The sequence below is a fragment of the Nocardioides sp. NPDC059952 genome (assembly GCF_042730435.1).
Taxonomy (GTDB): Bacteria; Actinomycetota; Actinomycetes; order Propionibacteriales; family Nocardioidaceae; genus Nocardioides.
Window position 1 is genome coordinate 1 of sequence record NZ_JBHWLY010000089.1, and the last position, 23,807, is coordinate 23,807.

The window sequence follows — 23,807 nt, forward strand, 5'->3', positions numbered from 1 at the left end:
AGGCCTACCCCCAGCTCCACACCCTCGTCAACGAGGCCACCAAGCTCGCCGGCGCCTCCGGCACCAAGGGCACCCTCGACATCGAGGTCGCCGACCAGCTCCTCGCCAAGATCGACGAGATCGCCGAGATCTTCTGGGCGACCAAGAAGGCCTGAGGAACGACCGCCGATTCAGGAGAAGCCAGGTTCCGGCACACGCCGGAACCTGGCTTCTTCCGCGTTCCGCTGCCCCCGAAGGCATAGACGTATGACAAGTACGTCACTAGTGTGACAAGTGCCACAATCCCCCTCGCGGTGGCCCGGCCACCGTCGAAGCCTTCGAGGAGCACCGATGCGTCGTAGTCGAAAGCGTGTGACACCCCTACTGCTCGCCCTCGGTCTGGTCGGCTCGCTGACCGTGACCACGCCCGCCGCCGCGGACCGGAAGTCGGGCCAGGTCCGAGGTGGCCCGGATGCCGCCGCGATCGCGAGGATCGTCGACCGCATCGAGGAGCCCTCGATCCCGGACCGCGACTATGAGATCACCGACTTCGGCGCCGTCGGGGACGGCACGACCGACGCGCTCCCGGCGATCCGGGCCGCGATCGAGAAGGCGTCGGCCGACGGCGGCGGCCGGGTCGTACTCCCCGAGGGCACCTGGCTCTCCGAGGGTCCGGTGCACCTGGCGAGCAACATCGACCTCCACGTCTCCGAAGGGGCCACGCTGCTGTTCGGGACCGACACGGACGATTACCTGCCCGTGGTGCGTACGCGCTGGGAGGGCACCGAGCTGAACGGCTACTCCCCGCTGATCTACGCCAACGATGTGCACGACGTCGCCATCACCGGATCGGGCACGATCGACGGCAACGAGGACTCCGAGTTCCACGCCTGGAAGGAGCAGGAGAAGCCGGATCAGCTGCGGCTGCGCCAGATGGGCTTCGACGGCGTACCGGTCGAGGAGCGCGTCTTCGGGAAGGGTACGTTCCTGCGGCCGAGCGCCATCCAGTTCTTCCACGCCGAGCGGGTGCTGCTGGAGGACTACCGGGTCACCAACTCACCGTTCTGGATCAACCACCTCGTCTACACCGACCAGGCCACCGTTCGCGGACTCGACGTCGACAGCCACCGGGCCAACAACGACGGCATCGACGTCGACTCCAGCACCGACGTACTGATCGAGGAGAACCGCTTCCGGACCGGCGACGACTCCGTGGTCGTGAAGTCGGGACGTGACCTCGACGGACGTACGATCGCCCGGCCCAGCGAGAACGTCGTGATCCGCCGCAACGACATGGGCGGCGAGGACGGCATCGCCCTGGGCAGCGAGATGTCCGGTGGCATCAAGGGCGTCTACTTCACCGACAACGTGCTGCGCGACGGCGCCTCGGCGATCCGGTTCAAGGGCAACCTCGACCGCGGCGGCACGGTCGAGAAGATCCGGGTGAGCAACATGGAGATCGGCAGCTTCGAGACCTTCATCTGGTTCCAGCTGGACTACCCCGGCGAGCTCGGCGGGAACTACCCGCCGGTCTACCGCGACATCGTCTTCTCCGACATCACCGTCGCCTCCGCCACGACCGGGCTCGACGTCCACGGCCCGGCCGACGCACCACTGAGCGACGTCACCCTGCGTGATGTCACGGCCGAGGAGGTCGAGACGCCGATGGTCCTGGAGAACGTCGAGGACCTGCGCTTCGACAACGTGCGGTTCGGCGACCAGTACGTCGACGGAGAGCTCGACTGGCTCTCCTGAACCGGATCCCCCGCCCTCGCCCGCCGCGCACCTCCTGCGAGGATCTCGCGGCGGGCGGGTCGTCGGGTCGACTCCGTACCCATCGTCTCGGAAGGAAGAGCATGAACACAGTCCGACAGGTCAGCGCCTTCGTGGGGCGCTGGTTCGCTCTGATCGTCCTGGTCGCCGGCGCCGTCGCGCTGGCCACCCCCAGCACCTTCGACGGGTGGGCGGCCCAGGTGCCGCTGCTGCTGCAGATCATCATGCTCGGGATGGGCATGACGCTGCGGCCCGTCGACTTCGCCATCATCGGCCGGCGACCGTGGGCGCTGCTGCTGGGTGTCGCCACCCAGTTCACCGTGATGCCGTTGCTCGGCTGGGGAATCGCGAACGCGCTCAACCTCTCCCCGGTGCTCACGGCGGGCATGATCCTGGTCGGCTGCGCGCCCGGCGGCACCGCCTCCAACGTCATGGTGTACCTCGCCCGCGGCGACACCGCGCTGTCGGTGGCGATGACCTCCGTGTCGACGCTGCTCGCGCCATTGCTGACGCCCCTGCTGGTCCTCCTCCTGATCGGGGAGGACCTGCCGGTCTCCGCGAGCGACCTGTTCGTCTCGATCGTGGAGATCGTGCTCGTCCCGGTCCTCCTCGGACTGGTGCTCCGACTGCTGCTGCCGCGGCTCATCGAGAAGGTCATCGACGTACTTCCGCTGATCTCGGTGGCCGGCATCACCGGGGTCGTGCTCGCCGTCGTGGCCGGAAGCGCCTCCACCCTGCTCTCGGTCGGCCTTCTGGTCGTCCTCGCCGTGGTCCTGCACAACGTCGCCGGCCTGGGTCTGGGGTACGCGGTCGGGCGACTGTGCGGCATGCCGGTCTCGAGCCGGCGCGCCATCAGCATCGAGGTGGGCATGCAGAACTCCGGGCTGGCGGCCGCGCTCGCCACCGTCCATTTCTCGCCGGCCGCGGCACTGCCTGCCGCGATCTTCTCGGTCTGGCACAACGTGTCCGGCTCGATCCTGGCGAGCTACTGGTCGCGGCGTCCCGTCGAAGGCGACGAGGTCACTCCGCAGACCGTGGACGCACCAGCCGGTCGTCGGGGATGACGGCGACGCCGAGGATCTCGATCATCGCCTCCGGCTGCCACAGCGCCGTCGTCCCGATCCCCGCCATCGCCGGGTAGACCGGACCGGCCAGCTCGCGCCAGACGGCGCCGATCTCCTTGCCGTGCGCCTGGTAGTCGGGGATGTCGGTCAGGAAGATCGTGATCGAGACCAGGTCCTCGGGGATGCCGCCGGCCTCCCGCAACGTGGTCAGTACGTTGCCGAACGCCTGCCGGAACTGCTCGACGATTCCCCCGGGGACGATCTGCATGTTCTCGTCCAGCGCGGTCTGCCCGCCGAGATGGAGGGTGTTGCCGCTGAGCGTGCCGTGCGAGTAGCCGCGCGGCGCGGGCAGCGCCGCGGGGTTGACGGCTACGGGTGTGAGGTCCGTGTTCATGATTCGACCGTAGGGCATCTATTGACATTCCTACAACGTTCGTGCAGAAAATGAAACACATCCTGAATCGAACGGACAGGACCTCACATGGACCCCATCTCCGACACCTCCGGTCTCGTCGTCCCGGTCGTCACCCGCGCCGGCTTCGAGCCCGACCTGACCGGGCAGAGCGAGGGCGCCACCCGGATCAGCGGCGTCAGCATCCAGCACACGCCCGCGACCAAGCTGTGGTTCGGCAAGGTGCACAACCTCGCCGGCTACCGCTCCGTCCCCCACCACCACGGCGAGGCCGAGACCGGCGGCTACGTGCTGTCCGGCCGGGCCCGGATCTACTTCGGCGAGAAGTTCGAGGACTACCTCGACATGTCCGAGGGCGACTGGGTGTTCGTGCCGCCGTTCATGCCGCACGTCGAGTGCAACCTCGACCGCAACCACCCGCTGACCTGGATGACCACCCGCACGCCCGAGAACATCGTCATCAACCTTCCCCAGGTCGACGACGCCGACCTCCGCGACTGGGCGGACCGGCCATGACCTCGAGCCCGGAGACGAGCACCGTGTTCACGGACGCCGTCACCCTCAAGGAGTGCGAGGCGGAGATCTTCGACCTCGCCTTCACCGCCACCACCCAGCCCTGCCCGTGGCCGAAGGCGTACGGCGGCGACATGGTCGCGCAGGCGCTCGTCGCCGCGTCCCGGACCGTGACCGACGGCAAGGCGATGCACTCGATGCACTCCTACTTCATGCGGCCCGTCGACATCGGCGCGGAGGTCCGCTACGAGGTCGAGGTGCTGCGCGACGGGCGCGGCTACAGCACCCGGCAGGTGCGCGGCTTCCAGAACGGCAAGCCGGTGTACGTCTGCCTGGCGAGCTTCGCAGCCGGCGAGCCGAGCGGCAGCTTCGAAGCCACGATGCCGGCCGGGATCCCCGGTCCCGAGACGGTGCCGACGTCCGCGGCCTATCTCGCCGACCGCACCGGCGGGACGATGACCGAGACCTCCAAGGCGTACTGGTCCGGCGGGCGCAGCTTCGACATGCGACACGTGCCGGGTCCGGTCTACCTGACCGTCGAGGGCGAGCGGTCGCCGCACCAGGCCATCTGGGTCAAGCCGTACGACACCCTCCGACCGGTCGAGGGGCTGACCGACCGGCAGCGTGACACCGCGGCGCTCGCCTACGTCTGCGACTACACGATCCTGGAGCCGGCCTTGCGGGTGCTCGGCCTGGCGTGGGCCGACGAAGGGCTTGTGACCGCCAGCCTCGATCATGCGATGTGGTTCCACCGGCCGGTCCAGATGGACGACTGGCTGCTCTACGCCCAGGAGGCGGTCTCGGTCGAGAACGGCCGCGGGACCGGGATCGGGCGGTTCTTCACCACCGACGGCGTGCATGTCGCGACCGTCGTCCAGGAGGGCATGATCCGCGCGGCAGGGGCGGCGTCATGAGCGAGCTGAGCCCGAGCGGCCACCAGGACACGTTCGCCCGCGACCACCTGCCGCCGGCCGAGCAGTGGCCGACCCTGGAGTTCACCACGCCGCTTCTGGACTACCCCGAGCGTCTCAACGCCGCGACCGAGCTCATCGACGCGACCGTCGCGCAGCACGGCCCGGACCGTCCTGCCCTCCGCACCCCGGACGGCACGGTGTGGACCTACGGCGAGCTGCTCACCCGGGCCAACCAGATCGCCCACGTGCTGGTCGACGACCTGGGTCTCGTCAGCGGCAACCGGGTGCTGCTCCGCTCCCCGAACAACCCGTGGACGGTGGCGGCCTGGCTCGGCGCGCTCAAGGCCGGGGGCATCGTCGTGACGACGATGGCCGCGCTGCGGGCGACCGAGCTCGGGCCGATCGTCGAGAGGACCCGGCCCGCGGTCGCGCTGGTGGACCACCGGTTCGTCGAGGACGTCCACGCGGTCCGGGACACCGTCGCGCCCGACCTCACGGTGGTGGCCTACGGCGGCGACGCCGAGGACGACCTGACCCGGCGGATCCTGGCCAAGCCCGCCGACTTCACCGCGGTCGACACCGCGGCCGACGACGTCGCACTCTTCGGGCCGACCTCGGGGACGACCGGCGTCCCGAAGATCACCACCCACTTCCACCGCGACATCCTCTCGATCGACAACACCTTCGGCCGGGCGACGCTGCGGCTGGAGCCGAGCGACGTCGTGGCGTGCACGGCGCCGTTCGCGTTCACCTTCGGGCTCGGCATGCTGGTCGTCTTCGCGCTGCGGGCCGGGGCCTGCGCCCTGCTCACCGAGGCCGCCTCGCCGGTCCAGCTCGCCGACCTGATCGCGGAGCACGGCGTCACCGCGCTCGCGACCGCGCCGACGGCGTACAAGCAGATCCTCAAGTCCGGTGCGATCGAGCAGCTCAAGGGGCTGCGCGTCGCCGTCACCGCGGGCGAGCACATGCCCCAGGCGACCTGGGAGGAGCTCGAGCGCAAGCTGGAGCTGCGGGTCATCGACGGCATCGGTGCCACCGAGATGCTGCACATCTTCATCTCCGCGGCCGGCGACGAGATCCGGCCGGGGGCGACCGGCAAGCCGGTGCCCGGCTACCGCGCCACCATCCTGGACGCCGAGGGCAACGAGGTCGGGCCGGGCGTCGAGGGGCGGCTCGCGGTGATCGGCCCGGTCGGCTGCCGCTACCTGGACGACGAGCGCCAGCGCGGCTACATCGTCAACGGCTGGAACGTCACCGGCGACACCTTCGTCCGCGACGAGGACGGCTACTACTGGTACCGCTCGCGCACCGACAACATGATCGTCTCCTCGGGCTACAACATCGCCGGCCCCGAGGTGGAGGAGGTGCTGGGCACCCACCCGGACGTGGTCGAGGCGGGCGTCGTCGGCGGACCGGATGCGGACCGGGGCGCCATCGTCTGCGCGTTCGTGGTGCTCCGCGAGGGCGTCGACGGCGACCCCGCGAAGGCCGAGGAGATCCAGCAGTACGTCAAGGGGCGGCTGGCTCCCTACAAGTACCCGCGCGACGTGCGCTTCGTCGCGTCCCTGCCACGCAACACCAGCGGCAAGCTGCAGCACTTCAAGCTGCGCCAGATGATCGCCTCGGAGAGCGGGACGGGCGGGACATGAGGATCGCGATCGTCGGAGGTGGACCCGGTGGGCTCTACTTCGCCACGCTGATGAAGACCCTCGACCCCAGCCACGAGATCACCGTCTGGGAGCGCAACGCCCCCGACGACACGTTCGGCTTCGGCGTGGTCTTCTCCGACGAGACCCTCGGCAGCATCGAGGGCGCCGACCAGGTCGTGCACGACCGGATGGAGGAGCTGTTCGCCCGCTGGACCGACATCGACGTCGGCCTCACCGACCGGCAGGGCGCGCGGCACTCCTTCACCGTCGGCGGGCAGGGCTTCGCCGCGATGTCGCGCAAGGACCTGCTCCAGATCCTGCAGGAGCGGGTCGCCGAGCTGGGCGTGACCGTCCACTTCCGCACCCCTGCTCCCGACCCCGACGAGCTGCGGGGTTCGTACGACCTGGTGCTGGCCGCGGACGGGGTCAACTCGGCCGTCCGCACCAAGTACGCCGACAGGTTCGGCCCCAGCCTGGACCGCCGGCGGAACAAGTACATCTGGTTCGGCACCGACCTGGTCTTCGAGGCGTTCCAGTTCAACGTCTTGCAGACCGAGTTCGGCACGATGCAGATCCACGGCTACCCCTTCTCCGAGCGCGGCTCGACGTTCATCGTCGAGATGCGCGAGGAGGTCTGGCGCCGCGCCGGCCTGGACCGCACCGAGGACGCCGTCGACCGGATCGCCGAGATCTTCGCCGACGAGCTCCGCGGGCACGCGATCCTGACCAACAACTCCCGGTGGATCAGCTTCCAGACCGTACGCAACGAGCGCTGGTACGACGGCAACGTCGTGCTGCTCGGCGATGCGGCCCACACCGCTCACTTCTCGATCGGCTCCGGCACCAAGCTGGCCATGGAGGACGCCCTCGCCCTCGCCGCGTGCCTGCACGAGCACCCCTCCCTCGACGAGGCGCTCGAGGCGTACCAGACCGAACGGAAGCCGGTGGTGGAGTCGACCCAGCGGGCCGCCCAGGCCTCGCTGGAGTGGTTCGAGAACATCGACATGTACGCCGACCAGGACCCCGCCCAGTTCGTCTTCAACCTGCTGACCCGCTCGCGCCGGATCACCTTCGAGAACCTGAAGGAGCGCGACGCCGACTTCGCGCACCGGATGGAGGCGGAGTTCGCCCGCCACCAAGGTGCCCGCGAGGTGGCTCCGGCGATGTTCCAGCCGGTACGCATCGGCGCACTGGAGCTGAAGAACCGGGTCGTGCTCTCGCCGATGGACATGTACTCCGCGACCGACGGCGTCCCCGACGAGTTCCACCTGGTCCATCTCGGCTCGAAGGCACTCGGCGGCGCGGGCCTGGTGATGACCGAGATGACCTGCGTCTCCCCCGAGGCCCGGATCACCCTCGGCTGTCCGGGCATCTGGACCGACGCGCAGCGCGACGCGTGGCGAGCCGTGACCGGCTTCGTGCACCGCCACTCCACCGCCAGGATCGGGATGCAGCTGGGCCACTCGGGCCGCAAAGGCTCCACGAAGCTGATGTGGGACGGCATGGACGAGCCGCTCGACCACGACAACTGGGAAGTCATCGGCCCCTCCCCGCTGCCCTACGGCGAGGGCTGTCACGTCCCGCGCGAGGCGACCCGCGCCGACCTGGACACAGTGGTCGCGGACTTCGTCTCGGCGGCGCGACGCGCCGTCGACGCCGGCTTCGACCTGATCGAGGTCCACGCCGCGCACGGCTACCTGCTCAGCTCGTTCCTCTCGCCCGTCGCCAACCACCGCGACGACGCCTATGGCGGACCGTTGCGCAACCGGCTCCGGTTCCCCCTGGAGGTCTTCGACGCGGTCCGCGCGACGGTGCCGGCCCACATCCCGGTGACCGTCCGGATCTCCGCGACCGACTGGATGCCCGACGGCAACACCGACGAGGATGCGGTCGAGATCGCCCGCGCATTCGTCGAGCACGGCGCGGCCGCCATCGACGTCTCGTCGGGCCAGGTCAGCAAGGACGAGAAGCCCGCCTTCGGTCGCTCCTACCAGACCCCGTTCGCCGACAAGATCCGTCACCTGGTCGCCGAGAAGGCCGGCGCGAAGGTGATCGCGGTGGGTGCCATCTCGTCGTACGACGACGTCAACTCGATCCTGCTCGCGGGCCGTGCCGACCTCTGTGCGCTCGGCCGCACCCACCTGTTCGATCCCAGCTGGACGCTGCATGCCGCTGCCGAGCAGGACTACCACGGCGACGGCGCCGACTGGCCGGTCCCGTGGGCCGCCGGACAGCGCAAGCCGCCGACGTCGCGCAGCGACAAGATCCCGCCTCGGCTGCAGCTGCTCAGGGCCGGCGAGACCGACGATGTCCACGTGCGGTGGACGCCCGGGGCATCTGTGGAGAATCCGGCAGAATGCCGCACGTGACTACGGCGGAGGCCGCACCGGCAAGCCAGCAGAACCGACGATCGCGCACCACCGTGGTGACGTTCCTCGGCGCGGTCGTGCGACCGCTCGGAGACTGGATGCCGATCGCCGGCGCGATCGACCTGCTCGCGCAGGTCGGGCTCGACGCCCCCTCGGTACGCACCGCCGTCCACCGCCTCAAGCGGAACGGCTGGCTCGACTCGGAGACCCGCGCGGGCACCCGCGGCTACGCCCTCACCGAGACCGCCCTGACCACCCTCGCCGCCGGCGACGAGGTGATCTGGCACGCTCGCACGCCCGCGGACCTGGCCGACGGCTGGTGCATCGTGAACTTCGGCGTTCCTGAGTCGCTGCGGGCCAAGCGACACCAGCTGCGCGCCCACCTCTCCCACCTCGGCTTCGGCAACGTCGGCACCGCGCTGTGGATCGCGCCCGCGCGGATGCGCGACGCCGCCGAGCGGGCGGTGACCGAGCTCGGGCTCGAGTCCTACGCCGCGATCTTCGTCGGCGGCTACCACGGCACCCAGGACCTCACCGAGCTCCTCTACAGCAGCTGGGACCTCGAGGCGATCGACCAGAGCTACCGTGACTTCGTCGCCGCCCACAGCGCTCTCACCGGGCAGCTGCAGAACGCTACCCCGTCAGGCCAGGACGCCTTCGTGACCTACCTCGACGTCGTCGGCCAGTGGCGCAAGCTCCCCTTCCGCGACCCGGGCCTGCCCCACGACGTCCTCGCCCCGGACTGGAGCGCACCCGCCGCAGTCGCGCTGTTCGAGCGCCTGGTCGAAGCCCTCGAGAAGCCCGCGCTGGCGCACGCGAGCGCTCAGTGGTCAGCACGCTGACGGCGTGAGCCCAGGACGTACGACCTGAAGGAGACCCGCGGAACCGGACCGTGCTCAGCGCGCGTCGCGCGCACCTTGGCGACGGGCGCCCTGCGCACGCGAGGACGCGTCACGCTTGAGGCCTCCGGTCGTCCGGGTCGCGTCCCGCCGCGTGCTGGGCACAGGTGTGCCCCCGTCGTTCGCGGGAGCTGTCTGAGGTGGCCCGGCGCTGGTGGCGGCCTTCGCCGCGGCGATCCGTTCGGCCCGCAGCTCCTGCGAGGCCTTCCTCGCCGCCGCGCTGACCTGTCGACTGACCTGGGCCAGCACGGACTCGAAGACCTCCGCCTTGGCCCTGGCGCGCTGGTTCTGGTCGTAGGCCTTACCGCGTCCGCCGACGCTCTCCACCGCGGCGCTGGCGCCGCGGCGGTAGACCTTCAGGTGCTTGGTGCGCTCGCGCCTCACCCGCTCGTGCAGCTCGAGCAGCTGGTCCTCATCGAGCTCGCGCAGGGCGGCAGGTTCCGCCTCACGGACGAGAGCTGCTTCCTTCTCGGTCAGGGAATTCAGCAAAGCCTTGTTCACAGGGCCCTCCGGTGTCGCCGACGACTGCGCCGCCCCCCGGTCGATGCGCACGGCGCATGCCCATGCTACGCCCGGTGCAGCACCCCGGTCCGGTGTTCAGAACCCGCCAGCACCGTCCTCAGAGGAGGCCGAGACCGGTGGCGTGGCGGCGTACGGCCTCGCTGTCGGCGACGAGCACGAGCGGCACCTCGTCGCCCATGGTGCTCCACACGCTCTCGACCCGGCCGTCGTGAGGATCGAGCCGCACCTCGCGGATGTAGACCGCGAGGATCCGCCCGGGATGGCGGCGGACGGTGTCGGCATAGGTCTCCGGATCGTGCTCACCGGAGTCGCCCAGGAGGACGAACGGAAGGTCGGGGTGGAGCGCGAGGACCTCGTCGATGCGCCCGGTCTTGGTCTCCCTGCCGCCGGCACTGCCGAGCAGGTCGCGCAGCAGCAGCGGGCCCCGGGGGAAGTCGCGGTGGCGCACGAAGGCGTCCAGGAACGCATACAGGTTCCACGGGCTGGAGGAGATGTAGAAGACCGGGTTCGCGCGAGCGGCGAGGTCGCGGTAGAGCTCGGGGGCACCAGGGAACGGGGTGCGCGTGAGCGCCGACCCGGTGAGGGTCTGCCGCACCATCCGCCCGACGCGCTGCACCCCGGTCTCGAGGATCGTGTCGTCGATGTCGGAGATCACGCCGAACTTCGCCTCACCGGCGGGAACGCGGACCTCCACCGTGGTTCGGTGGTCGCCGACCAGACCACGGTAGTCACCGGCCAGCTCGACGGTGCCTCGGGTCCATGGGGACTCCAGCGTTTCCGGGTCGGGCCGCAGCCGAGCCACGAAGTAGCCGTCCTCGTCGGTGACCGCATCCACCGCGGCGTCGCCCACGGTGATCCGCAGTGGCACACCCGGCAGCTCGTCGGTCACGAAGTGACGGACCATCCGGCGTGCGGCGGCCCCCACGCCCTCGCCCTCCGCCGCCTCCGATGGCGGTGGGTCGTCGACGACCCGGCCGCGTACGACGATCCCCTCGACACCCCCGTGCCCGCCATAGCACTTGATCCGGAAGTCCGCCGGTACCCGCGAGCCCGCCCGGCGGAATCTCGCCGCGTCCCACGCGCGCTCCAGCCCGAGCATCCATCGACCTGCCGACATGGCCCCAGCCTAGGGCCGGGTCAGGTGAGGGCGCCGACGAGTACGGCAGCCGCCGAGACGGCGAGCGTCCCGATGACGAGTGGACGCAGTCTGCCCGGCGGTACCCGCTTGAAGATGGCATCGCCCAACCACCACCCGATGGGCAGCCCGGCAACGCCGCCCAGAGACAGAACCAGCACCTGTGCGTCGACGTGGCCGAGCAGCGCGAAAGCAGCGACCGCGACCAGGTCCTGACCCGCGAACACCGCCTGGAGGGTCGCCCGGTAGCGACGCGGCTCGCGGTCGATGAGGGCCATCACCAGGGGCGGGCCGTTCATCCCGGTCGAGGTCAGCAGTCCCCCGCTCACGATGCCGACGATCGGGAGACCGCGACGTCCGATCTGCGGCGTACGCGCCATCAGCAGCACCAGGACCAGCATCACCACGGCGATCCCGGCCGAGAGCAGACGCTCGTCGGCCACCTCCAGCAGCACCAGCCCGAGCGGCATCCCGACGATCCCCGTCACGGTCAGCAGCAGGCTGTCGCGCCGGTCGATGAAGGCACGCTCGCGCACCGCGATACCCGCGGTGAGGACCATGCTGACGATCGTCGCCACGACCACGGCACGGGTCGGGTCGGTCACGAGGAGCAGACCCGGAAGCGCCGCGAGGACGGACCCGAACCCCGTCACCGCCTGCACGAGCGCCGCGACGACGAAGACCAGCATCGCGACCCCGGCGAGGGTGAGCAGCTCAACCAACGTCGCTCCGGCTCAGCCGGCGAGCGGCGCGTGCCGCGGCCACGGCGTGGCACGCTCGAGCTGGCCGGCCAGCGACAGCAGCAGCGGCTCGCCACCGAGGTCGGTGAAGAAGTGGGCGCCGAGAGGCAGCCCGTCGGGATCGAACCCCGCAGGCACCGACATCGCCGAGCCGCCGGTCACATTGACCAGGCTGGTGAAGCCCGCCATCGCCGGTGCCACGGTGTACATCACCTCGGGCTGCGTCGTGTCGAGGACGCCGAGCTCGGGAGTGCGCATGCACAGAGTCGGGGTCAGCACGGCGTCGACGCCCTCCGGCCCGTCGAAGAGCTGCGCCGTGGCGAAGCCGACCTGCTCGAACCCTTCGAGCGCACGCAGCAGGTCGGCGAGCGGCATCGCCGAGTAGCGCTCGTACATCACCCGGGTGAAGGGCTCGATGTCGTCCTCGCGCAGCTCACGGCCGAGGTCGGCGAGCCGGTCGTCGACGTGCGCGACGAGGTTGGCGCCCATCATCACGCCCGACCAGCGCGCGAACTCGGGGTAGGCCACCGGCAGCGCGACCTCGACGACCTCGTGCCCGAGGTCGGTGAGGAGGTCCGCGGTGCGGCGTACCGCGACCACGCCCGCGGGATCGACGTCGGGGCCGTCCGGGACCACGGTCGCCAGACCGATCCGCAACCGGCCGGGCTCGCGGTCGACGCAGGCGAGGTAGCCGTCCGCGGGGGCGTTCGGGCCGTACGAGGCCTGGCCGGGCACCCGGCCGGCGGAGATGTCGAGCAGCAGCGCCGAGTCGCGGACCGTGGTCGTCAAGGCATGGTGGACGCTGGTCGGCCCGGCGAGCGTCGACGGGTACGGGGCGCCGGGGATCACGCCCCGGCTCGGCTTGAGGCCGTACAGGCCGCACGCCGCCGCCGGGATGCGGATCGACCCGCCACCGTCGTTGCCGTGCGCGACCGGCACCAGGCCGGCGGCCACCGCCGCGGCGGACCCGCCGCTGGACCCGCCGGTCGAGTGCCCGAGCTCCCAGGGGTTGTGGCTCGGGCCGTGCAGTAGCGGCTCGGTGCTGCCGTTCTTGCCGAGCTCGGGAGTGTTCGTGGTGCCGAGCACGACCATGCCCGCGGCCTTGTAGCGCCGCACCAGCTCGCTGTCCTCGGCCTTGACGTCGTCGGCGAACAGCCGGCTTCCCCCGGTCGTCGGCAGGCCGGCGACGTCGGCCGCCAGCGACTTGATGACGACGGGTACGCCGCTCAGCGGCCCCTCGGGAAGGCCGCAGTCGACCTCCACGAGCGCCTCGTCGAAGCGGGTGCCGACCATGGCGTTGAGCTGTGGATCGAGCTTCTCGATCCGGCGGATGCTCTGCTCGACCACCTCGCGGGCGCTGGTCTCGCCGGCGCGGATGGCGGCCGCGGTGGCGATGGCGTCGGGTAGCGCTGGTGTGCTCATGGGTGACTCACTCCTCGATCCTGGGCTCGACGACGGGGTGATGACAGGCGACGTACTGACCGGGGCGTACCTCACGCAGCTCAGGTTCCTCGGCCGCACATCGCTCGGTGGCGAGGGGACACCGGGTGCGGAACCGGCAGCCTGATGGTGGGTCGAGCGGTGACGGCAGCTCTCCGGAAGCGGCAGCCGCGCTGATCTCACGGTCACCGGCACCGGGGATCGAGGCCAGCAGCATCTGCGTGTAGGGATGGGCGGCATCGGCATCGATCCGTCCGGACGGGATCACCTCGCACGCCTTGCCGAGGTAGAGGACCATCACCCGGTCGCTGATGTTCTTCACGACCGATACGTCATGAGCGATGAACACCATGCTCAGGTCGTAGCGCTCCTTGGTGCGCTCGAGGAGGTTGAGGATCTGTGCCTGCACCGAGACGTCGAGCGAGGAGACGGGTTCGTCGCAGATGAGGACCGTCGGGTTCATCATCAGAGCCCTGGCGATGCACACCCGCTGGCACTGACCACCGGAGAGCTCGTGCGGCCGGCGGTCCCAGACCATCTCCGGGTCGAGGCCGACGGCGGAGAGCGTCTCGCGGACCAGCGCCTCCTTCTCGGCCTTCGTCCCCTCGAAGCCCCAGATCGAGAGGCCCTCGGTGACCAGGTCCTTGACCTTGCGACGCGGGTTCAGCGACGAGGTCGGGTCCTGCATGATCATCTGCATCCGCGAGCGGGCTCGGCGCAGCGGCCGGGCGCCGAGCCCGGTCAGCTCACGGTCGCCGAGCCGGACCGTGCCCGACGTCGGCGACGGCAGCTGCATGACGGCCCGGCCCGCGGTCGACTTGCCGCAGCCGGACTCGCCGAGGATGCCGAGAGTCTCCCCCGGCAGCAGGTCGAGGCTGAGACCCGAGACCGCATGCACCTTCTGGCCGCGGCCCATCGGGAACTCGACGACCATCTCGTCGACGCTGAGCACCGGATCCTGCTCCGGGCGCAGGTGTGCGGTTCCGCTTCCGGCCATCAGCCGACCTCCTCGAGCGCGTAGTGACAGGCAGCGACGTGCGATCGACCTGCGACCCCGACGTCGACCAGCTCGGGCTGCTCCGCACGGCAGCGGTCCTGCGCGTACGGACAGCGCGGAGCGAATCTGCATCCCGCCGGTGGGTCGGCCATGTTCGGCGGAGATCCGACGATCGTCCGCAGCGTCGTGTGAGGCGGGTCCGAGAGGCGCGGGATCGAGGCGAGCAGGCCCTCCGTGTAGGGATGGCGCGGACCGTCGAAGACGTCTGCGGTCTCCGAGCGCTCGACCACGCGGCCGGCGTACATCACCTGCACCCGGTCGGTGCGACCGGCGACAGCGCCGAGATCGTGGCTGATCAGGATCGTCGCCATCTGCCTGCTCTCGGCCAGCGAGGTGAGCAGATCGAGGATCTGCTTCTGCACGGTCACGTCGAGAGCCGTCGTCGGCTCGTCGGCGATCAGCAGCTTCGGATCACAGCAGAGCGCCATCGCGATCACCACCCGCTGTCGCATGCCGCCGGACAGCTCGTGGGGAAACTGGGTCATCCGACGTGCGGGATCGGGGATGCCGACCTGACGGAGCAGCTCGGTCGCACGCTGCTTGGCGACCTTCTTGTCCAACCGCAGATGGAGGCGCAGCGCCTCGGTCAGATGAGTACCCACCCGCTTGACGGGATTCAGCGAGGTCATCGGGTCCTGGAAGACCATCGCGACCTGCGTTCCCCACATGCTCCGGCGCTCCTTGGCGCTCGCAGCGTGGACATCATGGCCACCGATGCGAACCGTGCCGGTCACCGTCGTGGTGGGGTCGCTGGTGACGAGGCCCATGATGGTGCGGCCGAGCACGGACTTCCCCGAGCCGGACTCACCCACGATCCCCAGCGTCTCGCCCGAGCGGAGGCTGAGCGAGACACCGTCGACGGCACGGACCACGCCTCGCGGCGTCCGGAACTCGGTTCGGAGGTCCTCGACCTCGAGAACGGCCTGATCATTCACAGCTTCGCACTCCTTGGGTCCCAGCGCTTCTGTGCCTTCTCGCCGAGCAGGTTGAACGAGAACACGGTCAGGAAGAGGAAGGCGCCCGGCACCAGCACGATGTGCGGGTACTCCTCCATGGTTCCGCCCTCGGCCTCGGCGATCATGTTTCCCCAGGTGGGGGCCGGCGCCTGGACGCCGAACCCGAGGAAGCTGAGCGAGGCCTCGGCGACGATGAGCACCGAGATCATCACCACCATCATCGAGAAGACCGGCAGGACGACGTTCGGCACCAGCTCGCGCCACATGATGCGGAGCTTCGTCGCACCCATCGCCCGCGCGGCGAGGACGAACTCCCGTTGGGCGAAGGCGATGGTGTTGGCTCGTGCGAGCCGGATCATGCTCGGGATCGTGAGCAGCGCCAGCGCGAAGGCGATGTTGCGCAGCTTCGGGTCGAGCACCGTGGCGAGCGCGATCAGCATCACCAGCGGCGGGACCGCGAGCATCGCGTTGGTGAAGACGCCGACGACGCTGTCGACGCCGGAGCGCAGGAAGCCCGCGATCACACCGATGCTGCCACCGACCACCGTTCCGATCGCGACGGCGGCGAGGGCGATCACGAGCGACGTACGCGCTCCGTAGATCGAGCGGGCGAGCATGTCGAGGCCGTAGTTGTTGGTGCCGAGCGGATACTCCGAGAGCAGCCTGGGCGGCTCGTAGATCGGTGCATCGAGGGCCTTCACCACGTCGATGTGCTCGCCGAGCGGGAGCACCGGAGCGAGCAGGGCCACGACGGCCAGCAGCACGAGCCACCCGCTGCACAACCAGAGCAGGATGTCGGGTCGGGTGCCGCGTACGGCCCAGACGACTCGGCCGAGCCCTTGCGGGAGCACGATGATCCCGGCGACGAAGAGCGCGGCCTTCGCGAACAGCGGCAGCGGGGTCGCCCAGCCGAGGACCAGCAGGGCCAGGCCGGCGACGACCAGACCGGCGCCGAGGGCGCCGAGGGGGCGCGCGGAGAGCTTCGTTCCGGTGAGGGTCTTCCTAGGCATGAGCACGGCGAGTCCTTGGGTCGAGGTAGCCATAGGAGAGGTCGATCCCGGCGTTGATCACGACGTAGATCACCGCGATCAGCAGCACGGCGCCCTGCACCATCGGGAAGTCACCCTGGTTGGCGGACTTGATCACGAGGCTGCCCATCCCGGGCAGCGCGAAGAGGTACTCCACGATCACGGTGCTCCCGATCAGTCGGCCCATGCTGATCCCGAGCAGCGTGACCAGCGAGAAGGAGGACGGGCGCAGCGCGTCGCGGATCAGGATGCGCATCGGCGGCATCCCCTTGGCGCGCGCGGCGAGGATGTAGTCCTCGTTGAGGGTCACGAGCAGGTCGTTGCGCAGCACCCGGGTGAACAGCGCCAGCTCCATCAGCGCGATGGTGAGCGCGGGCAGGAACGCGTGGTAGAGGTTGTCGAGCGGATTCTCCGCGAAGCGCACCCACTGAGCTCGCGGGAACCAGCCCAGACCGTTGGCGAAGACCGCGATCAGCAGCAGGCCACCGAGGAACGACGGCACCGACAGGATCGCGAACATGGACGCGCCGATCGCCCGGTCGACCAGGCCGCCCTCGTGCGAGGCGCTCCACATCGCCAGCGGGATCGCGAGCAGCAGCGCCATCAGCAGGCCCAGCGCGGCGAGCTCCACGCTGACGGGCAGCGCCGCGAGGACCCGATCGATCACCTCGTTCTCCGGCGGGACCAGGGACTGGCCGAGGTCACCCTGCAGCGCACTGCCGAGCCACTCGAGGTAGCGGGCGAAGACGTTGCTGTCCAGGCCGAGCTCGGTGCGGACGGCGGCGTACTCCTGCGGGGTGTGCCCCTCGCCGAGGATCGCCACGGCGGGGTCGCCCGGCATCAGCGCGACCATCATGAACACACCGAAGCTGACGAGCAGCAGGACGGCGACCAGCTCGCCGGCCCGGATCAGGAGGCGGCGTGTCATCGGGCCGTCCCCGGCCCGGCATGTCGCGCAACGAACGCCATCAGGTCGCATCCCTTCAGATGGGTGTCGGGGTCACTTCCCCGGAACAGGTCGCAGCGTAGGGCGGCGGATGTGATGGGCGACACACCACTTCCCGCTGACCGGAAGCACGTGCTCGGCCGCCTTCGGACGGTCACCGCGGACGGGCCAGATGGGTGTCGATGAACAGCGCTTCGGCCCGGACCAGGACCACGTCGCCGGCGGTGATGGAGCCGCCGGACCAGATCTTGCGGCCCTCGACGCGGTCCTGCCAGCCGCGTACGACGAGGTCGGTGTGCAGCGGCACCGGCTTCTCGTAGCGCACCGTCAGCGTGCCGGTCATGCCGGACGTACCGGCGTGCGCGTTCGCCACGCCGAGGGTGTGGTCGAGGAGCAGAGCGCTGATGCCGCCGTGTACGCATCCGGGCGGCCCTTGATACGGGATGCCGAGGTTCACGGTGCCGGCGACGGAGCCGTCCGGCTCCGCGGCGAGCACGAGCGGTGGGGCGACGGCGTTTTCCGGTCCGGTCACCGGGTCGTGCCGGGTCACTCCCTCCCCTGACCACATGTCGATCATCCGTTCGGCGAGCTCGGGGGCGAGGTTCTCGACCTCGAGCGCCATCGCGGTCAGGCGCCGGGAGAGGTCGTCGAGATCGAGGTCGACCCGACCACCTGCGGCAAGGAGTGCGGCCGAGAGGCGTCGTACGGCAGCCACGGCCGTGTCGATGCCCGAGTCGTCGGGCACCGCGGTGAGCGCGAACGGCGTCATCGGCTCACCCCCACGGTCCCGTGGGTGAGCACCGGTTGCCCCTCACGCTCCGGGCAGCTCGCCGAGAACACGAGGCGGTCGTCGTCGCTCCAGACCGAGGTGCGGATCGTCTCGCCGGGAACCAGGGTCCCGGCGAACCGGACGGAGATGTCCCGCAGGCGCGTGGCGTCACCTCCGAGCGGGCCGTCGACGAGGGACTTGGCGACGATGCCGTACGACGCGAGGCCGTGCAGGATCGGCCGGTCGAAGCCGGCGGACGCGGCGAACGCCGGCTCGATGTGCAGCGGGTTGAGGTCGCCGTTGAGCCGGTAGAGCAGTGCCTGCCCGGGTGAGGTGGGGCTCTCGATCACGTGGTCGGGGGCCCGGCCGGGCCTGTCCCAGGTGGTGTCGGGACCGGGTTCGCCACCGAACCCACCCTCGCCGCGCGCCCAGACCTGCATCCGCGCAGTCCACAGCGGTCCGTCCGCGTCGGCCACGCTGTGCTCGAGGACGATGACAGCCGCCTTGCCCTTGTCCCAGACATCGGCGACCCGGGTGCTCAGCTCGGCGGTGCCTGCCGCGGGGAGCGGCCGGTGCACGGTGAGTCCCTGCCCGCCGTGCAGGATCCGGCGAAGGTCTACGTCGATGCCCGGCACCCGCATCGCGGACGCGGACGCCTCGTCGCCGGCCGAGATGGTCCGGCCCGCCACGACCGCGAAGGTCGGCAGCACCTGGAGGTCACGCTCGTAGGTGTAGGCCAGCTCCGGGTCGACCGCGGCGTCCCGGCCGGCACCGAGGGACAGGTGGTAGAGCAGCACGTCGCGCCGGGTCCACGAGATCGTGCGTACGGCGGGCGGCGCGGCGAGCGCGGTGGTGAGGTCGATCGGCATCGGTCGCGGCCCCCGATCAGTAGTGGTCGGCCGGGCGCAGGGTCGCCTCGGCGCCGCCGTCGACGTAGACGACCTGCCCGGTCACGTGGCTGTTCGCCTCGCTCACCAGCCAGGCCAGCAGCTCGGCGGGCGCCTCGGGCGGGGCGTACCCGTTGAGCGGCATCGGCACCGCGGCGTCCATCACCGCGCGCATCTTGGGGTCGTCCATCAGGCCTGCGCTCATCGGGGTGAGGACGACCCCCGGCGCGACCACGTTGAGCGGGACGCCGGCATCGGCCCAGCCGGGCGAGACGCAGGTGGTGCGTGCCCAGCGGGCGAGCGCCGACTTGGTCGAGGGGTAGATCAGCGTCGGCGTGCCCTGCTCGACCAGCAGGGCGGCGCGCGCGGTGGCGTCCGTCGTACGGCCCGCGAGGCACAGGTCGACGAGCTCGGCGTCGTTCGGCTGAGTGCCTGAGATCGAACCCACCACCGCCACCCGACCCGCCTCGGCGGCGGCGAGGGCAGGCTGGAGACCGGCGGCCAGCTCGACCGTGCCGAAGTAGTTGACCTCGACCATGAGGGGGCTGGGGACCGAGGTGCCGGCGCAGGTCACCAGGCCGTCGAGCACCCCACCACATCGTTCGGTGACGGCCGCGACGGCCTCCGCGCGCCCCTCGGGCGTGGCCAGGTCCGCGACCACCATGGCGTCGACCCGGTCGACGGTGATGACGCGGTCACCACGGGCCTCGAGAGACTTCACGAGTGCGGCGCCGATCCCGGATGCGGAGCCGGTGACGGCAGTGGTACGAGGCATGGACTTCCTCCGTTGCTGGGTGTGAGCTGGGCTGTCGGCTGTGCTGGACGGTCAGATGTGCGAGCCACCGTCGACCCGCAGGTCGACGCCGGTGAGGTAGGACGCATCGGGTGAGGCGGCGAAGGCGATCGCGCCCGCGATCTGCTCGGGCCGAGCCGCCCCCAGGGGCGACCGGATCCGGTCGAAGGCGCTGAGGTCGATCCCGGGCTGCATCGCGACGGTCCGCGTGAGCGGGGTGTCGACGGTCCCCGGGGAGATCGGCACCACCCGGATCCCCCGCCCGACCAGCTCTGCGGCCAGGCTGAGCGAGAAGCCGAGGACGGCGCCCTTCGAGGCCGAGTAGGCCGACATGTAGGGACTGCCGTGGGCAGCGGAGGTCGAGGCGACGTTGACGATCACCCCCGCGCCGTCGGGGAGAAGGGGTACGACCTCGCGGCAGAAGACGGCCGTGCCGACGAGGTTGATCTCGTACAGGTCGCGCAGGTCGGCGACCGACAGCGACGCGATCGGCGTGGTCCGGTGCGTGCCGGCCACGTTGACCAGCACCTCGACGCTGCCGAGATCGGTGCGCGCCGCGGCGACGGCCGCAACGACCGCCTCCTCGTCCGTCACGTCGACGACCGAGGTCGCCACGCGACCGATCCCGAACGCCGCGGCCCTGGTGTCGGCCAGCCCGGCGGCGTCGCGGTCGACGGCGAACACCGCCGCGCCCTCGGACACGAGCCGGACGACCGTGGCTCGGCCGATGCCCGACGCAGCGCCGGTGACGATGACGTTGGTCCCGCTGAACCTCTGCATGGCGCGAGGCTAGGGACGATCACGACCTCGGGTCGCCGTGATCACCGGTCAGCGGGAGTCGGGCTCCAGGGGCCGGAGCAGCAACGCGCAGGCGGCACGGATGTCGTCCTCGGCCTGGCCCATCGAGAAGCGACCGTTGAGCAGGGAGACGAGCGTTCCGAACCAGCAGGAGACGATCAGACGGATCTGCCGTGCGGTGTCGGGCGTGGCCTCGGCGATGCCGGCAGCGTGCTGGACGATCCGGGTGAACCGCTCGTCGTCGAGCGCCGAGTCGCGGCTCCCCATGGCGTACGACATGCTGTTTCCCTGGATCATCGCCAGCGCGAGCTTCGGCGTCCGAGACATCTCGCGGCTCATCCGGATCAGCAGGTCGGCGACACCGCCCGCGGGGTCGTCGACCGTCGGCGTCTCCTCGAGCTCGTAGGCACCGACGCGCCACCGCATCACCGAGGTGAACAGGTGGACCTTGGAGGGGAAGTAGCGGTAGAGCGTCGCGATCGCGACGTTCGCCTCCTTCGCCACGTCGTTCATCTGGACGTGGTCGAAGCCGTGCTCGGCACCCAGGTGGGCGGCCGCACGCAGGATGCGCCGGTGACGGTCCTTCTGCTCGGTCGAGCTCGGCTTGGCCGCAGGCCTACCTTCGGCGATCCGTGGCAAAGCAGGCTCCCTCCGATGGCGACCGCGACGTGTCCATGGTCTGCTCCGACGACGTCGATCCGACTGCATGTTACCGGTCAGTGGAATCGACGCCCCGGGACCGCTGGGCGTTGACCGACACTGCGAGGACCCAGAAATCCCGCGCCCGGCGCACGCCTGCCGACGCGCCGAGCTCGAGGAGAGCAGATGACCACAGTCGGAGACGAGGTCCGCCACATCGAGTCCGGGCCGCCCCCCACCCGGTTCGCCCGGGGCTGGCATTGTCTGGGGCTGGCACGTGACTTCGAGGACGGCACCCCACACCAGGTCAACGCATTCGGCCAGAAGCTCGTCGTCTTCACCGGCGAGGACGGGGCCGTCAACGTCCTCGACGGCTACTGCCGCCACATGGGCGGCGACCTGTCACAGGGCACGGTCAAGGGCAACGAGATCGCCTGCCCGTTCCACGACTGGCGCTGGGGCGGTGACGGCCGCTGCAAGCAGATCCCGTACGCCCGCCGCGTTCCGCTGCGCGCCCGGACCGCCGCCTGGCCGACGATGATCCAGGACGGCATGCTCTTCGTCTGGAACGACCCGGAGGGGAACCCGCCCACCGAGGACGCGGTGATCCCGCGCATCCCGGGCTACGACAACCCCGAGTGGACGGACTGGGTCTGGTACACCACGACGATCGAGGGCTCCAACTGCCGCGAGATCGTCGACAACGTCGTGGACATGGCGCACTTCTTCTACGTGCACTTCACCTTCCCGACGTACTTCAAGAACATCTTCGAGGGCACGGTCGCCACCCAGCTGATGACCGGCCAGGGACGCGAGGACATCGCCCGGCCGCAGAACAGCGGCAACGGCCCGAAGAGCACCGGGACGACGTCCACGGCTGCCTACTACGGCCCGTCGTTCATGATCGACGACGTCACCTACCACTACAGCGACGGCAACGACATGCCGACGACGCTGATCAACTGCCACTACCCGATCGACGAGAACTCGTTCGTGCTGCAGTACGGGATCATGACGAAGAAGCCGGCCGGGGTCGATGACGAGGCGGCGACCGCCACCGCGCGCAAGCTGGGCGACTTCATCCGGATCGGCTTCGAGCAGGACGTCCAGATCTGGCGCAACAAGGCGCGGATCGAGAACCCGCTGCTGTGCGAGGAGGACGGCCCGGTCTACCAGCTGCGCCGCTGGTACCAGCAGTTCTACGTCGACATCGCCGACATCGCCCCCGAGATGACGGAGCGCTTCGAGTTCGAGATCGACACGACCAAACCCAACGAGGCCTGGCGGGCCGAGGTCGAGGCCAACATCGCCCAGCGGGCGGCCGCCTCCGGCCAGCCGGTGTGATGGCCGTCCGGCCCGACGTCCGCCCCGATGTCCGGCTCGACGACGCCCCCATGCAGCCCGTGACCTGCGGGACCTGCGAGGGGCACGTCCAGGTCCGGAAGAGCTCGTGGGACCAGACCAGCATCCAGTGGAGCGAGGCCGCCCTCGCGGCCTGCGTGGAGCGGCGTGCCTCGTCCCCACGACCCGGCCCCAACGGGGCGACGTTCACGGGATGCGCCGCCCTTCGGGACGCGATCCGGGAGGCGGCCGTACGCGGCGACCTCACGGTCATCGACGACACCCCGCTCAAGACCAACCCCGCAGCGCATCACGACACGGAGGTGAACGCCTGATGGGCGTCGACCTGAAACGCCACGGCCCCTGGGCCGTCATCGCCGGCGGCTCGGAAGGAGTCGGTACGTCCTTCGCCCGGCAGCTCGCCGAGGCCGGTCTCGACCTGGTCCTGCTGGCCCGCAAGCCCGGCCCCCTGGAGGAGACCGCGGCCGCCTGCCGTGAGCTCGGTGCCGAGGTCCGCACGCTGGCGGTGGATCTGACCGACGCCGACGCGACCAAGCGGATCGCCGAGGTCACCGACGACATCGAGGTCGGCCTGCTCGTCTTCAACGCCGGCGCCAACACCTACGGCCACGAGTTCGTCACCGGCGACCTCGACCGGTTCCAGGGTGTCATCGACCTCAACATCACCGCGCAGCTCGCCCTGGTGCAGCTGTTCGGTGCGCCGATGCGCGAACGGCGCCGTGGCGGCATCCTGCTGGTCGGCTCGCTCGCCGGTTACATGGGCTCCGCCCAGATCAGCATCTATGCCGCGGTGAAGTCGTTCTGCCGGGTCTTCGCCGAGAGTCTGTGGCTGGAGATGCAGGACTACGACGTCGACGTCCTCGAGTTCGTCCTCGGCGTCACCCGCACACCGGCGATGGAGCGAGCCGGCCTCAACTTCGACGTCCCCGGCATGCACGTCTCCGAGCCCGACGACGTCGCCCGCCAGGCCCTGTCGCTGCTCCAGGACGGTCCCGTCCAGGTCGCGGAGGGCAACCAGAAGGTCGCCGAGATCCGCAGCGGCCACGACCGCTCGGCCCTGGTGCGGGACGCCCTGGAGAAGTCGAAGAGGCTGCTCCCACCGTCGAGCACCTGAAGCATCGGGATACGACGAGAGCGGCGGGGATCCGATCCGGATCCCCGCC

Annotated in this window: 25 protein-coding genes; 11 read left to right on the plus strand and 14 right to left on the minus strand. The window is 70.2% G+C overall.

Annotated elements, in window-relative coordinates:
* The 3 genes from ACFV9G_RS26520 to ACFV9G_RS26530 form a co-directional block, all read left to right on the plus strand.
* On the plus strand, nucleotides 1-155 hold a 155-nt coding region (locus ACFV9G_RS26520), incomplete at its 5' end, for a superoxide dismutase [Ni] (protein ID WP_378731757.1).
* Between the two features lie 196 nt (nucleotides 156-351).
* Nucleotides 352-1,734 carry a glycoside hydrolase family 28 protein gene (locus tag ACFV9G_RS26525; RefSeq protein WP_378731705.1) on the plus strand — a complete coding sequence of 461 codons (1,383 nt, stop codon included), beginning with the start codon at nucleotides 352-354 and terminating at the stop codon, nucleotides 1,732-1,734.
* Nucleotides 1,735-1,835: 101 nt separating this feature from the next.
* Nucleotides 1,836-2,816: a bile acid:sodium symporter family protein gene (locus tag ACFV9G_RS26530; protein WP_378731708.1), complete on the plus strand. Its 981-nt coding sequence runs from the start codon at nucleotides 1,836-1,838 to the stop codon at nucleotides 2,814-2,816.
* Here the strand turns inward: ACFV9G_RS26530 and ACFV9G_RS26535 are convergent.
* Nucleotides 2,773-3,210, minus strand: a complete 438-nt coding sequence (locus tag ACFV9G_RS26535; RefSeq protein ID WP_378731710.1) for a RidA family protein — start codon at nucleotides 3,208-3,210, stop codon at nucleotides 2,773-2,775. The two genes, ACFV9G_RS26530 and ACFV9G_RS26535, sit on opposite strands and share 44 nt — an antisense overlap.
* Nucleotides 3,211-3,297: 87 nt before the next feature.
* Between ACFV9G_RS26535 and ACFV9G_RS26540 the strand changes: the two genes are divergently transcribed.
* From ACFV9G_RS26540 to ACFV9G_RS26560, 5 genes are read left to right on the plus strand one after another with little or no spacing between them, the layout of a single operon-like run.
* Nucleotides 3,298-3,744 (plus strand): cupin domain-containing protein, encoded by a 447-nt coding sequence (locus ACFV9G_RS26540; protein WP_378731712.1) that lies wholly within the window; start codon nucleotides 3,298-3,300, stop codon nucleotides 3,742-3,744.
* A complete protein-coding gene (locus ACFV9G_RS26545; protein WP_378731714.1) occupies nucleotides 3,741-4,655 on the plus strand; it encodes an acyl-CoA thioesterase in 915 nt (304 codons plus the stop codon). The genes ACFV9G_RS26540 and ACFV9G_RS26545 overlap by 4 nt, the downstream gene beginning before the upstream one ends.
* The gene (locus tag ACFV9G_RS26550; RefSeq protein WP_378731716.1) at nucleotides 4,652-6,304 is read left to right on the plus strand and encodes an AMP-binding protein; all 1,653 of its coding nucleotides are present in this window, start codon (nucleotides 4,652-4,654) and stop codon (nucleotides 6,302-6,304) included. The genes ACFV9G_RS26545 and ACFV9G_RS26550 overlap by 4 nt, the downstream gene beginning before the upstream one ends.
* Nucleotides 6,301-8,673, plus strand: coding sequence for a bifunctional salicylyl-CoA 5-hydroxylase/oxidoreductase (locus tag ACFV9G_RS26555; protein WP_378731718.1), 2,373 nt, complete (start codon nucleotides 6,301-6,303; stop codon nucleotides 8,671-8,673). The genes ACFV9G_RS26550 and ACFV9G_RS26555 overlap by 4 nt, the downstream gene beginning before the upstream one ends.
* Nucleotides 8,670-9,515 carry a PaaX family transcriptional regulator C-terminal domain-containing protein gene (locus tag ACFV9G_RS26560; protein ID WP_378731720.1) on the plus strand — a complete coding sequence of 282 codons (846 nt, stop codon included), beginning with the start codon at nucleotides 8,670-8,672 and terminating at the stop codon, nucleotides 9,513-9,515. The genes ACFV9G_RS26555 and ACFV9G_RS26560 overlap by 4 nt, the downstream gene beginning before the upstream one ends.
* Before the next feature lie 54 nt (nucleotides 9,516-9,569).
* Here ACFV9G_RS26560 and ACFV9G_RS26565 read toward each other — a convergent pair whose 3' ends face one another.
* The 13 genes from ACFV9G_RS26565 to ACFV9G_RS26625 all read right to left on the minus strand — a co-directional run bounded on the left by ACFV9G_RS26565 (nucleotide 9,570) and on the right by ACFV9G_RS26625 (nucleotide 21,282).
* A complete protein-coding gene (locus ACFV9G_RS26565) occupies nucleotides 9,570-10,073 on the minus strand; it encodes a hypothetical protein (RefSeq protein ID WP_378731722.1) in 504 nt (167 codons plus the stop codon).
* A 118-nt stretch (nucleotides 10,074-10,191) separates the two neighbouring features.
* The gene (locus ACFV9G_RS26570; protein WP_378731724.1) at nucleotides 10,192-11,211 is read right to left on the minus strand and encodes an App1 family protein; all 1,020 of its coding nucleotides are present in this window, start codon (nucleotides 11,209-11,211) and stop codon (nucleotides 10,192-10,194) included.
* Between the two features lie 20 nt (nucleotides 11,212-11,231).
* Nucleotides 11,232-11,951: a sulfite exporter TauE/SafE family protein gene (locus ACFV9G_RS26575; RefSeq protein WP_378731726.1), complete on the minus strand. Its 720-nt coding sequence runs from the start codon at nucleotides 11,949-11,951 to the stop codon at nucleotides 11,232-11,234.
* Between the two features lie 12 nt (nucleotides 11,952-11,963).
* Complete coding sequence (locus ACFV9G_RS26580; RefSeq protein ID WP_378731728.1) at nucleotides 11,964-13,391, minus strand: amidase; 1,428 nt, start codon at nucleotides 13,389-13,391, stop codon at nucleotides 11,964-11,966.
* Nucleotides 13,392-13,398: 7 nt separating this feature from the next.
* A complete protein-coding gene (locus ACFV9G_RS26585; RefSeq protein ID WP_378731730.1) occupies nucleotides 13,399-14,406 on the minus strand; it encodes an ABC transporter ATP-binding protein in 1,008 nt (335 codons plus the stop codon).
* Nucleotides 14,406-15,401, minus strand: coding sequence for an ABC transporter ATP-binding protein (locus tag ACFV9G_RS26590; RefSeq protein WP_378731732.1), 996 nt, complete (start codon nucleotides 15,399-15,401; stop codon nucleotides 14,406-14,408). The genes ACFV9G_RS26585 and ACFV9G_RS26590 overlap by 1 nt, the downstream gene beginning before the upstream one ends.
* The gene (locus ACFV9G_RS26595) at nucleotides 15,398-16,432 is read right to left on the minus strand and encodes an ABC transporter permease (RefSeq protein WP_378731734.1); all 1,035 of its coding nucleotides are present in this window, start codon (nucleotides 16,430-16,432) and stop codon (nucleotides 15,398-15,400) included. The genes ACFV9G_RS26590 and ACFV9G_RS26595 overlap by 4 nt, the downstream gene beginning before the upstream one ends.
* A complete protein-coding gene (locus tag ACFV9G_RS26600) occupies nucleotides 16,425-17,378 on the minus strand; it encodes an ABC transporter permease (protein ID WP_378731736.1) in 954 nt (317 codons plus the stop codon). The genes ACFV9G_RS26595 and ACFV9G_RS26600 overlap by 8 nt, the downstream gene beginning before the upstream one ends.
* Before the next feature lie 172 nt (nucleotides 17,379-17,550).
* Nucleotides 17,551-18,165: a PaaI family thioesterase gene (locus tag ACFV9G_RS26605; protein ID WP_378731739.1), complete on the minus strand. Its 615-nt coding sequence runs from the start codon at nucleotides 18,163-18,165 to the stop codon at nucleotides 17,551-17,553.
* Entirely contained in the window at nucleotides 18,162-19,034 is an 873-nt protein-coding gene (locus tag ACFV9G_RS26610; protein WP_378731741.1) for a MaoC/PaaZ C-terminal domain-containing protein, read from the minus strand. Before ACFV9G_RS26610 ends, ACFV9G_RS26605 begins: the two co-directional genes overlap by 4 nt.
* Before the next feature lie 16 nt (nucleotides 19,035-19,050).
* Nucleotides 19,051-19,827, minus strand: coding sequence for an SDR family oxidoreductase (locus ACFV9G_RS26615; protein WP_378731744.1), 777 nt, complete (start codon nucleotides 19,825-19,827; stop codon nucleotides 19,051-19,053).
* A 51-nt stretch (nucleotides 19,828-19,878) separates the two neighbouring features.
* The gene (locus ACFV9G_RS26620; protein WP_378731746.1) at nucleotides 19,879-20,625 is read right to left on the minus strand and encodes an SDR family NAD(P)-dependent oxidoreductase; all 747 of its coding nucleotides are present in this window, start codon (nucleotides 20,623-20,625) and stop codon (nucleotides 19,879-19,881) included.
* 48 nt (nucleotides 20,626-20,673) lie between these two features.
* Nucleotides 20,674-21,282: a TetR family transcriptional regulator gene (locus ACFV9G_RS26625; RefSeq protein ID WP_378731748.1), complete on the minus strand. Its 609-nt coding sequence runs from the start codon at nucleotides 21,280-21,282 to the stop codon at nucleotides 20,674-20,676.
* A gap of 186 nt (nucleotides 21,283-21,468) precedes the next feature.
* On the opposite strand from ACFV9G_RS26625, the gene ACFV9G_RS26630 reads away from it, so the two are divergent.
* Genes ACFV9G_RS26630 through ACFV9G_RS26640 form a run of 3 tightly spaced genes read left to right on the plus strand, consistent with a single transcriptional unit; the run spans nucleotide 21,469 to nucleotide 23,758 of the window.
* Nucleotides 21,469-22,626 (plus strand): Rieske 2Fe-2S domain-containing protein, encoded by a 1,158-nt coding sequence (locus tag ACFV9G_RS26630; RefSeq protein ID WP_378731751.1) that lies wholly within the window; start codon nucleotides 21,469-21,471, stop codon nucleotides 22,624-22,626.
* The gene (locus ACFV9G_RS26635; RefSeq protein ID WP_378731753.1) at nucleotides 22,626-22,958 is read left to right on the plus strand and encodes a ferredoxin; all 333 of its coding nucleotides are present in this window, start codon (nucleotides 22,626-22,628) and stop codon (nucleotides 22,956-22,958) included. Before ACFV9G_RS26630 ends, ACFV9G_RS26635 begins: the two co-directional genes overlap by 1 nt.
* Nucleotides 22,958-23,758 (plus strand): SDR family NAD(P)-dependent oxidoreductase, encoded by an 801-nt coding sequence (locus ACFV9G_RS26640; protein ID WP_378731755.1) that lies wholly within the window; start codon nucleotides 22,958-22,960, stop codon nucleotides 23,756-23,758. The genes ACFV9G_RS26635 and ACFV9G_RS26640 overlap by 1 nt, the downstream gene beginning before the upstream one ends.
* Nucleotides 23,759-23,807: the final 49 nt, after the last annotated feature.

What these genes read in the sequence shown, in the direction of transcription:
- ACFV9G_RS26640 (WP_378731755.1), top strand. Translation starts at nt 22,958, where the DNA reads ATGGGCGTCGACCTGAAACGCCACGGCCCCTGGGCCGTCATCGCCGGC.
- ACFV9G_RS26570 (WP_378731724.1), bottom strand. Translation starts at nt 11,211, where the DNA reads ATGTCGGCAGGTCGATGGATGCTCGGGCTGGAGCGCGCGTGGGACGCG.
- ACFV9G_RS26630 (WP_378731751.1), top strand. Translation starts at nt 21,469, where the DNA reads ATGACCACAGTCGGAGACGAGGTCCGCCACATCGAGTCCGGGCCGCCC.
- ACFV9G_RS26580 (WP_378731728.1), bottom strand. Translation starts at nt 13,391, where the DNA reads ATGAGCACACCAGCGCTACCCGACGCCATCGCCACCGCGGCCGCCATC.
- ACFV9G_RS26635 (WP_378731753.1), top strand. Translation starts at nt 22,626, where the DNA reads ATGGCCGTCCGGCCCGACGTCCGCCCCGATGTCCGGCTCGACGACGCC.
- ACFV9G_RS26540 (WP_378731712.1), top strand. Translation starts at nt 3,298, where the DNA reads ATGGACCCCATCTCCGACACCTCCGGTCTCGTCGTCCCGGTCGTCACC.
- ACFV9G_RS26550 (WP_378731716.1), top strand. Translation starts at nt 4,652, where the DNA reads ATGAGCGAGCTGAGCCCGAGCGGCCACCAGGACACGTTCGCCCGCGAC.
- ACFV9G_RS26585 (WP_378731730.1), bottom strand. Translation starts at nt 14,406, where the DNA reads ATGGCCGGAAGCGGAACCGCACACCTGCGCCCGGAGCAGGATCCGGTG.
- ACFV9G_RS26535 (WP_378731710.1), bottom strand. Translation starts at nt 3,210, where the DNA reads ATGAACACGGACCTCACACCCGTAGCCGTCAACCCCGCGGCGCTGCCC.
- ACFV9G_RS26595 (WP_378731734.1), bottom strand. Translation starts at nt 16,432, where the DNA reads ATGCCTAGGAAGACCCTCACCGGAACGAAGCTCTCCGCGCGCCCCCTC.
- ACFV9G_RS26555 (WP_378731718.1), top strand. Translation starts at nt 6,301, where the DNA reads ATGAGGATCGCGATCGTCGGAGGTGGACCCGGTGGGCTCTACTTCGCC.
- ACFV9G_RS26545 (WP_378731714.1), top strand. Translation starts at nt 3,741, where the DNA reads ATGACCTCGAGCCCGGAGACGAGCACCGTGTTCACGGACGCCGTCACC.
- ACFV9G_RS26600 (WP_378731736.1), bottom strand. Translation starts at nt 17,378, where the DNA reads ATGACACGCCGCCTCCTGATCCGGGCCGGCGAGCTGGTCGCCGTCCTG.
- ACFV9G_RS26605 (WP_378731739.1), bottom strand. Translation starts at nt 18,165, where the DNA reads ATGACGCCGTTCGCGCTCACCGCGGTGCCCGACGACTCGGGCATCGAC.
- ACFV9G_RS26610 (WP_378731741.1), bottom strand. Translation starts at nt 19,034, where the DNA reads ATGCCGATCGACCTCACCACCGCGCTCGCCGCGCCGCCCGCCGTACGC.
- ACFV9G_RS26620 (WP_378731746.1), bottom strand. Translation starts at nt 20,625, where the DNA reads ATGCAGAGGTTCAGCGGGACCAACGTCATCGTCACCGGCGCTGCGTCG.
- ACFV9G_RS26615 (WP_378731744.1), bottom strand. Translation starts at nt 19,827, where the DNA reads ATGCCTCGTACCACTGCCGTCACCGGCTCCGCATCCGGGATCGGCGCC.
- ACFV9G_RS26530 (WP_378731708.1), top strand. Translation starts at nt 1,836, where the DNA reads ATGAACACAGTCCGACAGGTCAGCGCCTTCGTGGGGCGCTGGTTCGCT.